This window comes from Mucilaginibacter sp. P25, from assembly GCF_050859465.1.
Taxonomy (GTDB): Bacteria; Bacteroidota; Bacteroidia; order Sphingobacteriales; family Sphingobacteriaceae; genus Mucilaginibacter; species Mucilaginibacter gossypii.
Genome location: NZ_CP193937.1, coordinates 3,715,279 through 3,727,879, shown reverse-complemented (window position 1 = coordinate 3,727,879; position 12,601 = coordinate 3,715,279). Strand labels below are relative to the sequence as shown.

Genomic DNA, 12,601 nt, shown 5'->3' with positions numbered 1-12,601 from the left:
GACATCGTCATGATGTCATTTGTTGATCCGGATAAGATCAAAGATTACAACAATGGCAAAATCCCGATGCAAATCAAAAATCACGAATTAATTGCAGAACATTATGGCTTGCCATCCATTAACCTGGCCAAAGAGGTTACGGATAAACTTAATAACCATGAGTTTTCATGGCAATATGATTTTAAAGACTTGCACCCAGCGATTTACGGACAGGAACTTTACTTCGCCACCATAAAAAGCCTGCTCAATTCATGTTTTAACAAACAGCCGGCTGCTGCTACTAAAGCAAATCCCTTGCCCAAACCGCTTAACGCGCTTAACCTCAATAATGGCCGCTATTACAGTATTCAAAACGCAAAAAATTTGAACGGATGGGCCTTTAATCCCGATTGGGCACCCAACAATAACCTGAGCACCCGCGAAGGTTTTGTACACAAACCAATGCTTATTGCCACAAAACCGGGCTCATCATTAACATTGCCATTTACCGGCACCGCTATAGGCATGGCCATTGTATCCGGGCCTGATGCAGGAATCATCAGCTACAATATCGATGGTGGCATTGAAAAAAGATGGACCTGTACACAGAGTTCAGCTCATGGATTTATCTGCCCTGGTATGTAACCTTTAGTACCGACCTCAAAAAAGGCCCGCATACGCTCAGCCTGAAAATTGAAACCGATAGCAACAAAAACAGCAAGGGGAACACGTGCCAGGTACTCTATTTTTTAACCAATTGATTTTTTTAAAAAACAGCAATACGCTGTAAACGCAGCTCAAAACTTTTAATTGTCAACTTAACATATTTTAAAAATGATCAATCCTTTTACCATTGGAAAAACCTTTTACCATTTGCGCATTTAAACGGTGCCTGAAACCAATAAACCCATCAACCAAATCTCAAAAATAAAGAACCATTATCAAACCATTTTTTATGAAAGAATTTTACCAACGGATCAAAAACCGGCGGGAGCCTAGACAGTTTCACAGGCCTGCACCGGGTTTTTATTGCTTTGTATTATTACTACTGAGTTTTATCTGCTCAGCGCAATTTACACACGCGCAAAGTAAGGTAACCATTACCGGCCTCGTGACCGACACACTGGGCGGCAAAATTGCAGGTGCCAATATTGTGGCTGTCAACCGCAAAAACCTGGGCACTACTACCGACGTTAACGGCAAGTTTGTGATAGATGCCGAGCCCGGTACTATCCTTAAAGTATCGTACGTAACTTTTATTGATCAAACCTTCACCGTTTCGACCGGTAAGCTGGTAGTAAATATTGTGCTTAAAGAATCCAAACGCGGCCTCGATGAGGTTGTGGTATTGGCCTACGGCAAAAAAGAACGAAAAGAAGCCGTAGTAGGTTCGGTAACCACCGTTAAACCCGCCGACCTGAAAATACCCGCCAGTAACTTAACCAATGCACTTGCCGGACAGGTTGCAGGTATCATCGCCTTTCAGCCAAGCGGCCAGCCAGGGCAGGATAATTCCAGTTTCTTTATCCGCGGTGTAACCACTTTTGGTTACAAAAAAGATCCGCTTATTTTGATAGATAACGTTGAACTTTCCACAACCGACCTTGCCCGCCTGCAGGTTGATGATATCGCCAGCTTTTCGATACTGAAAGACGCAAGTGCTACTGCACTTTACGGTGCGCGTGGTGCCAACGGTGTAATTTTAGTAAGCACCAAAGAAGGTAAAATTGGCAAAGCCAAGATCAATGTACGTGTGGAAAACTCCATATCGCAATCGGCCAAAACGCTGCAGCTGGCCGATCCTATCACTTATATGAAGCTGTTTAACGAAGCTACCATAACCCGCGATCCGTTAAGCCCGCTCCCCTTCTCTCAAAATAAAATATTAAATACCGAAGCAACGCTCAGTAATGCACCCGGTAGCAATAAATATGTTTACCCTGCCGTGGACTGGCTGGATATGCTTTTCAAAAAACGCACAGCTACGCAGCGTGCAGATATGAGCGTAAGCGGTGGCGGCGACGTAGCCCGCTACTATGTGTCAGGCTCATACAATGTTGACCATGGCATTTTGAGGCAGGATATTGCCAACAATAACAACAACAACGTAAAGTTTGAAAACTACCAGCTGCGGTCAAACGTTAATATCAACTTAAGTAAAAGCACCGAGCTTATTGTAAGGCTTGCCGGTTCATTCAATGAGTATAATGGCCCTCTTACTGCCGATGCTTCATTCTCGACCGACCTTTATAACGTTGCCGTACACACCAGCCCGGTATTGTTCCCTGCTTACTTCCCCGCAGATTCGGCCAACCGCGATGTTAAGCACATCCTGTTCGGTAACGCGGCACCAGCAAACGCAGGGTCAACATCAAATGCCATCGCATATAATAACCCATATGCTGCGTTATTGCGTGGCCATAAAAATTATTCAGAATCAAGGTTATCTGCCCAGTTGGAGTTAAATCAGAAACTGGATTTTATAACCGACGGGCTTAACTTTCATGGCTTATTCCATACCAACAGGTATTCATACTTTCAGTCGCAAATGGGTTACTCTCCATTTTACTATAATGTAAATACCTACGATAAAGCCACTAATAAATATACTTTAACCTGGCTTAACCCGCAGCCAACCGGCAATAACGTAGCCACCGAGTACCTAAGCTATTACCGCGACCCAAGCACCGATAACCTAAATACCTACATCTATTTTCAGGGTGTATTGGATTATAATCACGCTTTTGGCAGCCATAACCTGAGCGCATCATTGATAGGTACGCGCCAGCAAACGGTTTATTCGGCAGCTAAAGATCCGGTACTTGACAGGCCAACCCTTCAATACTCGCTGCCTTACCGTAACCTCACCCTTGCAGGCCGCGCTACTTATTCATTTAAAAGCCGTTATTTCCTGGAATTTAACTTTGGTTATAACGGTACCGAGCGCTTTTCGTCAAGTCATAGATATGGTTTCTTCCCTACCATTGGTGGTTCATGGATCGTATCTGACGAAAAATTCTGGGGACAGGGGCTTTATGACGTTATCTCCCGCATGAAGGTGAGGGCCAGCTATGGTTTAGTAGGTAATGATGCCATCGGTTCACAACGTTTCTTCTTCCTTTCGGATGTTAATCTTAACGGCGGCAACCCTGCCTATTTTGGTACCTTTAACGGTTACAGGCGCGAGGGCGTTTACATTAACAACTACGAAAACCCTAACGTAACCTGGGAAACATCGCGCCAGCTAAATCTTGGCCTGGAGTTCACCATGTTTAAAAACCTCAATGTAGTAGCCGAGGTTTACAAATATCACCGTTATAATATTCTTCAAACACGCAGTTCGCTGCCAACAACACTGGGTCTTGAGGCACTTGACCAATATGGAAACCCAAATGTTACTGCCAATATAGGCACGGCCGATACAAAAGGTATCGACCTGCAAATGGATTATAAGGCCGCTATAAACAAAGATGTTTGGCTGCAGGGCCGCGGCAACTTTACCCTGGCCAGCAGTAAATACGGTAACTATGAAGAGCCCCAGTATAAAGAAGCTTACCGTTACCATCAAGGCCAGGAAATAAACAGGCAATACGGCTATATTGCCGAACGCTTATTCGTAGACGATAACGAAGCCAGAAACTCCCCTTCGCAGATTTTTTCAACCAACGGCATTCCTCCGGGTGGTGGCGATATTAAATACCGCGACTTAAACGGCGACGGTAAAATTGACGGCGCCGATCAAACTTTTATTGGTTATCCAACGGTGCCCGAAATTGTATATGGCTACGGCTTATCAGCCGGGATTAAAAACTTTGATATCTCCTGCTTTTTCCAGGGCCAGGCTCGTGTGTCGTTCTTTATCGATCCGAGCCGTACCAGTCCATTCATTCAAAGCCCCGATCCGTACATATATGGCAATACCCAGCTGATCAAAGCATTTGCTGATAGTCACTGGAGCGAAGAAAACCAGGATTTATATGCAACCTATCCAAGGTTAGGTGTAACCGGGAACCAGATCGAAAACAACCGTCAAAACAGTACGTGGTGGATGCGCGATGGTAGTTTCCTCAGACTTAAATCGGTGGAGATAGGTTACTCATTACCGCCATCTATTTTAAAGCGCTTAAATGTAACCAAATGCCGCATCTACTTTAACGGCCTTAACCTGTACACATGGAGCGCCTTTAAACTTTGGGACCCTGAACTTGGCGGTAATGGCTTTGCCTACCCAATACAAAAGGTGTTCAACTTAGGCATAAACGTTAACCTGTAATTTTTTACTGATCAATACTTAGTATTATGAAACAATATTATAAAATTTTATTACTGGTAGGGCTCCTGGTTTCGGGCGCATCATGTAAAAAATATCTTGATGTTACGCCAGATAATACCGGCACCCTTGAGTACGCGTTCAGGAACCGTAATGAGGCCGAAAACTACCTGTTTACCTGCTATGCAACTTTACAGCAGTTTTCAGATCCTACATCAAATATCGGCTTCACCACATCATCGGAGATCATTTATCCAAACAACCTCACCAACCACCCGCTAAATGAAAATGGCTTTAGCCTTATCCGTGGCACGCAAAACAGCGCAAGCCCCGGTGTAAATTGGTGGGATGGAGAAAATGGCGGGCAGGCGTTGTTCCGTTCTATCCGCAGGTGCAACATCATGCTTGAAAACATTGACAAGCCTGTTGATCTTTCACCATCTGAAAAAGCAAGATGGATTGCCGAGGTAAAGTTCCTTAAAGCATATTACCATTATTACCTGTGCCGCTTATACGGCCCTGTACCACTGGTAAAAACCAATATTGATATAACAGCAAGCACCGAAGAGGTTAGGGTAAAACGCTCGCCGGTTGATTCGGTATTTAACTATTGCGTGCAATTACTGGATGAGGCTATTCCAGATTTACCGCCGGTTATCACCAACCAGGCAAAAGAGCTTGGCCGCATTACCCAGCTAACCGCTTTATCAATTAAAGCCGAAATGTTAGCCACTCAGGCCAGTCCCCTTTTCAACGGCAACCCGGACTACGCCAGCATGAAAAACAAAGATGGCCAGCCTTTATTTTCAAGTACTGCCGACCCGCAAAAATGGAAACGTGCCGCCGATGCCTGTAAAGCTGCCATTGATGCCTGCGAAGCCAACGGGCTTAAACTTTACACCTTTGTCGCACCACCTACAGTTGGTTCCCTTTCAGATCAGTTGCGTAACGAGCTAACCATCCAAAACGCGGTTACCGAAAAATGGGATGTAAACCCCGAGCTGATCTGGGCATTAAACCCTACCTTCCCATGCCAGGGCTATGCAACACCAAGGTTAACGCCAAAATCAGCCGTTAATATCTTCTCAAACCCGTCAACATTCGCTGTTCCGATTTCAACGCAGGAGCTTTTTATACTGCTAACGGCGTACCGTTAACAGAGGATAAAGATTATGATTATGCCAACCGTTTCGCCCTGAAAACAGCAGGCGACGCCGATAAATACTATATAGCTCAAGGATATACAACTATCAATGAGCATTATGGCCGCGAAAGCCGCTTTTATGCTAATATCGCTTTTGATGGCAGCATCTGGTATGGTAACGGCATTTACAACCAGGACCAGGCTTACCATGTTGAAGCACGCGGTTCGGGATCACTGGCAGGCCCTAAAGACCTGAACACCCTTAACATTACCGGTTACTGGCCTAAAAAGCTGGCTAATTATCTTTCAGTTTATGATGATGGTTTTCAGCCTATTGAGTATCACCTGCCGCTAATGAGGCTCGCCGGTTTATATCTGTTATATGCCGAAACCCTGAACGAAGCAAACGGCCCAACTGCCGACGCCTACAACTATATTGATAAAGTAAGGGCAAGAGCAGGTTTAAAAGGGGTGTTGGAGTCATGGTCAACCTATTCAAAAAATCCGGGCAAGCCAACAACTAAAGAAGGACTACGGGATATCATACACCGTGAGCGACGTATCGAACTATGTTTTGAGGCACAAAGCGGATGGGACCTTCGCCGCTGGAAAGAGATTCAGGGCGTATTGAGTGTACCGCTACAGGGCTGGAATATATATGAATCCGAAGCCGGCAACTATTACAGGCTGCATACCGTGTTAACGCCGGTTTTCGGGCTAAAAAACTACTTCTGGCCTATAAAGGATAATGACCTGATCGTTAACAACAACCTGGTACAAACTACCTATTGGTAAGTGTCTCCATCAAATAAAAATGAATTAATTCAACATAGATAAGAATTATGAAACGCATTAAAAATTATTCGGTAACGGCACTGGTGCTTGCAGCAGCGTTGTTTATGGCGTGCTTAAATTCATGCAAAAAAAACGACGGGTACGTTAAAGAGGTTTCGACCGATATGAGCAAGCCTGCCGCAGTGACCAATGTTAAAGTTAAAAACTTTAACGGCGGTGCTTATATTACCTACGATTTGCCAAACTCAGATAACCTGCTATACGTGCAGGCCGAGTACCGCATCAATGATAAAACTACACGCCAAACAAAATCGAGCTATTACTCAGATACCGTTACGGTTGATGGTTTTGCCAAAAGCCAGGAATACGAGGTAACTCTTTACTCGGTGAGCCGGGCTAACGTAAAGTCAGATCCGCTTGTCGTTAAAGTACACCCTGATACGCCTTTTTACAAGCTCATCAAACCAACATTAACTATCACATCTGATTTTGGCGGCGTAAACATCAAGGCGATGAACCCTAATCAAAAAGATATAGGTGTAATTTTATTGGCCTTTGATAAATCAACGCAGGCACTGGAAGTTGTAGATCAGCATTATACCAAGGTCGATACCATTAATTACTCTATAAGAGGGTATCCGGCGGTATCCCAAAAATTCGGTGTATATGTAACGGATAAGTTTGGCAATATCTCTGATACTACCGTTGTAAATATCACACCCATATTTGAAACACTGCTGGATAAGAGCAAATTCTCAGTATATAAAACCCCTACCGACAGTCCGACCGCATACGGCTGGGAAGTACCATATCTTTGGGATAACAAAACCGACGGCTACTCAAACGGCTGGCACACTGCTCCGGGAGCACCCGCACCCATACAGGTTACCTTTAGCCTGGGTGTATCAGCACAATTAAGCCGCTTTGTATTATGGGAAAGGCCAAATCAGTATGCCTACGCGCATGGTAACCCTAAAGATTTCAGCATTTGGGGATCAAACATTAACGCACCACAGGATGTAAGATTGCCAGACTATGCCCCTGTTGGAACCGTAATTGGCGATTGGATTAATATCGGTAACTACCATTATCCAAACCCGCCGTCGGGCCTTACACCCGGCTTCACCAATGCTGCCGATGCCGACTTTGTTGCGGCAGGGGTTAACTTTAATATCCCTCCGGGTTCAACGCCTATTAAATACTTCCGCTTTATGGTGCATGACACGTGGTCAAACGGTGACTTTGCACACATGATGGAGCTTTCAATTTATGGTAACCCACAATAGGTATTAACTCATTTAGATTAAACGAACATGAAAAATATTGTCAGAATAGCTGCTTTCTATTTGCTTGGATACCTGTTGTATGGTTGCAGCAAGCAAGACACACAGTTTGAATCATACTTAAACGGTCATGAAGTTAAGTATCCGGGTACAGTTGCCAACGCACACTCGCGCCCCGGAAACCTGCGCGCAGCCCTTACCTGGAACCCAAGCTCCGATCCCAGCATAACCCGTTACGTAATATACTGGAACAACAAGGCTGATTCCATCATTTACAATTCCACCAACCACAATACGTCGGATAGTTTAACGGTTGTTATACCAAACCTGAACGAATACATTTATTCGTTCACTGTTTTCTCGTACGATGCCAAAGGCAACCGCTCTATTCCGCTTGATATCAACAATGTAAGAGTTTATGGGCCTATTTATCAATCGGGCTTATCAAACAGGGGGTATAATGTTACCAATCCATATGGAATTAGTGCCGATGGAAAGCTCACACTTAATTTCTTAAAGGTTGATACCAGTGCTCATAATGTGTTCACAAACATAAAATACACTAACAAAGCCGGGAAAGAAAGTTTCGGAAAACTTAGTGCTGATAGCATGTCGGTTACCCTTGCAGACTATAAGGCGGATACGAAGATCCAGTTCCTGTCAGCCTTTAAACCAACGGTAAATGCTCTTGACACCTTTTATGTAGCTAACTATGAGGATTTCCCAACCATTAATTCTGTTGCTGTTTGCGATAAAAAACTCTTCAAAAAAGTTTATTTAGCCAATGATGCCAAGCCTTATGAAGGAGATACTGATATCGACAGACTTTGGGATGGCAGTACAGGCCCGCAGGGTTTCCCTAACATTTTCCATAGCGATGGCAATGGTCCGCTGCCTGTAGTTATCACTTTTGATATGGGCGCACTGTACAAAGGCCTGGTAGCTATTGAAGAAACCGGCCGTAACTGCTGCCACAACCCCGATAATTTTGAAGTATGGGGCATTGCGGATATTACCAACGCTGCTACTACCCTGAAAGCTAATGATGCTGGCTGGACTGCCGAATCTATTTCCAAAGGCTGGAAACTGCTTAAAGAGATCAAAAGAACCGACGACGGCAGCGCGCCATTAAAGGTAAACTTCGATCCTAATCCTCCGGCGGTACGTTACATCCGCATCAGGATCAAACACAACTCAAACAACGAGGGTAACTACACCAATATGAGCGAGCTTACCTTCTGGAATAACGCACTACTTTAATAACACCCCAATGACCGGGCTGACTTGCGGCCTGGTCATATTTTACAAAGTATAAAGACCAAGACCTCTATAATGTTCACCCCAAAAATTCCGCAATGAAAAAACCGGCAATTATTCTCCTTTACCTGTTTTCTGTAATCAAACTCAGCTTTGCTCAGCAAACTGCATCTGTAAAAACGCCCAAAGCGGTTTTGGATGACTTCATGACCAAACGCTTCGGCATGTTTGTACACTTTGGACCGGTAACCTTACGCGGTACCGAAATTGGCTGGAGCCGCAACAAAGAAGTAGCGCAGGGTGATTATGATAACCTGTACAAGGAGTTTAACCCGGTTTTATTTAATGCCGATGCCATTGTAAAAGCTGCCAAAGATGCAGGCATGAAATACCTGGTAATCACTGCTAAACACCATGATGGCTTTGCCTTATGGCCATCGGCATTTACCGACTATAACATCAGCAAAACGCCATATAAACGCGATATGGTAGCCGAACTTGCCGCAGCCTGCAAAAAGCAGGGCATGCTTTTTTGTATCTATCATACTGTGCTCGACTGGCACGACCCTAACTATCCTATCCCAAACCCTTACGATTCGACAAAGAACGTTAAGGGCGATATGGTAGCTTTTAAAACGCAAATGAAGAATGAGTTGAAAGAACTCATCACCAAATATCATCCCTACCTGCTTTGGTTTGATGGTTACTGGGAAAAACCCTGGACCAACGCCGACGGACAGGAAATTTACAAATTCATCAAAGGTATTGACCCAAACGTTATTGTGAACAACCGCTTAGGCAAAGAAAGTGAAAAGCTGAACGATCAATCGGTAGGTGATTATCTTACCCCCGAGCAGCACATCGGTCAGCTTAATATGAATGAGCCCTGGGAAAGCTGCATTACCATCTGCCAGCAATGGGCATGGAAACCTAATGATAAAATGAAAACAGTGCAGGAATGTATCCAAACTCTGGTGAAAACTGCCGCCGGTAATGGGAACCTGTTGTTTAACGTTGGGCCAATGCCCGATGGCCGCATTGAAGCACGACAGGTTGAAACCCTGCAGCAAATGGGCTTATGGTTAAAAAAATACGGTGAAAGCATTTATGGCACCAAAGGCGGGCCCATTGCCCCTAATGATAACTATGCTGTTACACGCAAGGGAAACAAGATCTATTTGCACATATTTCAGAAAAAAGGTGATAAAATTGTGCTGCCTAACCTGCCGGGTGTTAACATAACCAATGCCTACGTGCTGGGCGGGACCAAAGTAAATTATAAACCGGATGCCACAGGCTATATCATTGACCTGCCGCAAACCTTACCCGATGCTAACAGCAATGTGATTGTGTTGGAATTGAATAAAAACGCCGAAGAAATCCCTGTAATTGCCGCAGGTAAATAAAATAAAAACAGAAAACCTAATTAACATAAACATGCTAAAAAGAACGCCCCTGCTAATAACTGTAATAATAACAGGTATTACAACGTTTACTCACGCACAAACAAAACAATTAAAACTTTGGTATAAACAGCCTGCACAGCGCTGGGAAGAAACCGTTGCACTTGGCAATGGAAGGTTAGGAATGATGCCCGATGGCAATGTTACTGCCGAAAAAGTAGTGTTGAATGATATCACCATGTGGTCAGGATCGTCGCAGGATGCCAATAACTACGAAGCTTATAAAAAACTGCCCGAAATAAGAAGCTTGCTTGCCGCCGGAAAAAATGTGGAAGCGCAAGCCATTATCGATAAATCATTTGTATGCACGGGTAAAGGATCGGGCGGAGTGCCTTTCGGTTGCTTCCAGATGCTGGGCGACTTGAACCTGAACTACCAATACAATGGCATTGAGGGCAATGACGTAAAATACGAAAACTATGAACGTGAGCTTTCATTAAACAACGCGCTGGCCAAAACCACTTACCAGGTAAAAGGCGTTACTTACAAACGTGAGTACTTTACCAGTTTTGGCGATGATGTAGACGTGATTAAACTAAGCGCTGATAAACCGGGAATGCTTAACCTGAACATTAATATCAGTCGCCCGGAACGTGGGGCTACCAGTACAGCAGGTAACGAGCTTGATCTTACCGGTCAGTTGGATAATGGTACCGACGGCAAAGGCGTAGCTTACAAAGCAAGGGTAAAGGCGCAACTAACCGGCGGTTCATTAAGCAGCACCCCTACTTCGCTGGTTATTAAAGACGCAACCGAGGTGATCATTTATATATCGGCGGGTACAGATTTTAAGAATCCGCAATATCTCAGCAAAATGGACGGCGCACTAAAGACCGCTATGAAAAAGCCTTATGCTTTGGAAAAACAGCAGCATATCGCCAACTTCCAGAAACTCTTTAACCGCGTAAAAGTTGATCTTGGCGCTTCAGAAGCAGATAAACTAACCACCGATCAAAGGCTTCTCGCTTTCCATACTAATCCAGATGCGGATAAAGGGCTTCCTGTTTTATTCTACCAGTTTGGCCGCTACCTCAGCATCTGCAGCACCCGTGTAGGCCTGTTGCCACCCAACCTGCAAGGTTTATGGGCTAACGAAGTGCACACCCCGTGGAACGGCGATTATCACCTGGATATTAACATTGAAATGAACCAATGGCCGGTTGAAGTTTCTAACCTGTCAGAACTTAACCTGCCCCTTGCCGACCTGGTTAAAGGCATGGTACCACATGGCGAAAAAACAGCTAAAGCCTACTATAACGCCGATGGTTGGGTAGCCCACGTAATTACTAACCCCTGGGGCTTTACCGAGCCTGGCGAAAGCGCATCATGGGGCATTTGTAAGGTAGGTTCGGGCTGGCTTTGCGATAACCTGTGGCAACATTATGATTTTACAGGCGATAAAAATTACCTGAAACAAATTTATCCGATACTGAAAGGTGCCGCCCAATTTTACAACAGTATGCTGATCAGTGATGCCAAAACAGGTTGGTTGGTCACCTCACCTTCATCATCGCCCGAAAACAGTTTTTATCTGCCCGATGGCACACATGCCAGCATCTGCGTAGGTCCAACTATCGATAACCAGATCATCCGCCAGTTGTTCAACAATGTGATCACCGCAAGTAAAGTGCTGGGTAAGGACGAGGCATTCAGCAAAACACTGGCTGCTAAAGTGAAAAAGCTCCCGCCCCCGGGTGTTATATCTAAGGATGGGCGCATCCAGGAATGGCTGGAGGATTATAAAGAAACCGAACCGCAACACCGCCACGTATCCCACTTGTATGGTTTATTCCCTGCATCTGAAATAACTCCGGAAGCTACTCCCGCCCTTGCCGAAGCCGCTAAGAAAACATTGGAAGTACGTGGCGACGACGGCCCAAGCTGGTCTATCGCTTACAAAATACTATGGTGGGCACGTTTGCATGACGGAAACCGCACTTACAAACTATTTAAAGAGTTGATGAAGCCAACCATCAAAACCGATATTAACTACGGTGCAGGCGGCGGCGTATACCCTAACTTGTTATCCGCAGGCCCTCCGTTTCAGATCGACGGTAACTTTGGAGCAACAGCAGGTATTGCTGAAATGCTGATCCAGAGCCATGCAGGGTTTATTGATTTTATTCCTTCTATCCCTGATGCATGGAAAGCACAGGGCGAGGTTAAAGGCCTTAAAGCCCGCGGCAATTTTACCGTCGATATGAAATGGAAAGATGGTAAAATAACCTCTTACAAAGTAACCTCACCCACTCCGCGCACAGTTAAAGTAAAAATTAACGGACAGATCAAGAGCATAATGGCCGTTAAAGCTTAATAAGCTCTTACAAACAAATAAGGCATCCTAAAAGGACGCCTTATTTACAACAAGTTTTTCTTTATTAAATCCACACGGTGTAACGAATCCGCTAAA

8 protein-coding genes are annotated in these 12,601 nt (G+C 44.7%); all 8 read left to right on the top strand.

The features are described from left to right. The first annotated feature begins 9 nt into the window (after positions 1 to 9). On the top strand, positions 10 to 624 hold the full coding sequence (locus tag ACRQ5D_RS18840; protein WP_431200180.1) for a hypothetical protein: 615 nt from the start codon (positions 10 to 12) through the stop codon (positions 622 to 624). 310 nt (positions 625 to 934) lie between these two features. Beyond that, a complete protein-coding gene (locus tag ACRQ5D_RS18835) occupies positions 935 to 4,252 on the top strand; it encodes a SusC/RagA family TonB-linked outer membrane protein (RefSeq protein WP_091171132.1) in 3,318 nt (1,105 codons plus the stop codon). 26 nt (positions 4,253 to 4,278) lie between these two features. Continuing rightward, entirely contained in the window at positions 4,279 to 5,406 is a 1,128-nt protein-coding gene (locus ACRQ5D_RS18830) for a RagB/SusD family nutrient uptake outer membrane protein (protein ID WP_431200179.1), read from the top strand. Further along, on the top strand, positions 5,349 to 6,188 hold the full coding sequence (locus ACRQ5D_RS18825) for a RagB/SusD family nutrient uptake outer membrane protein (protein ID WP_431200820.1): 840 nt from the start codon (positions 5,349 to 5,351) through the stop codon (positions 6,186 to 6,188). Before ACRQ5D_RS18830 ends, ACRQ5D_RS18825 begins: the two co-directional genes overlap by 58 nt. Before the next feature lie 47 nt (positions 6,189 to 6,235). Further along, positions 6,236 to 7,474, top strand: a complete 1,239-nt coding sequence (locus ACRQ5D_RS18820) for a DUF5000 domain-containing lipoprotein (RefSeq protein ID WP_091171126.1) — start codon at positions 6,236 to 6,238, stop codon at positions 7,472 to 7,474. 27 nt (positions 7,475 to 7,501) lie between these two features. Further along, positions 7,502 to 8,731 (top strand): DUF4998 domain-containing protein, encoded by a 1,230-nt coding sequence (locus ACRQ5D_RS18815; protein ID WP_091171098.1) that lies wholly within the window; start codon positions 7,502 to 7,504, stop codon positions 8,729 to 8,731. A 95-nt stretch (positions 8,732 to 8,826) separates the two neighbouring features. Next, positions 8,827 to 10,134, top strand: coding sequence for an alpha-L-fucosidase (locus ACRQ5D_RS18810; RefSeq protein WP_091171095.1), 1,308 nt, complete (start codon positions 8,827 to 8,829; stop codon positions 10,132 to 10,134). 31 nt (positions 10,135 to 10,165) lie between these two features. After that, positions 10,166 to 12,505 carry a glycoside hydrolase family 95 protein gene (locus ACRQ5D_RS18805; RefSeq protein WP_091171578.1) on the top strand — a complete coding sequence of 780 codons (2,340 nt, stop codon included), beginning with the start codon at positions 10,166 to 10,168 and terminating at the stop codon, positions 12,503 to 12,505. Positions 12,506 to 12,601 lie beyond the last annotated feature (96 nt).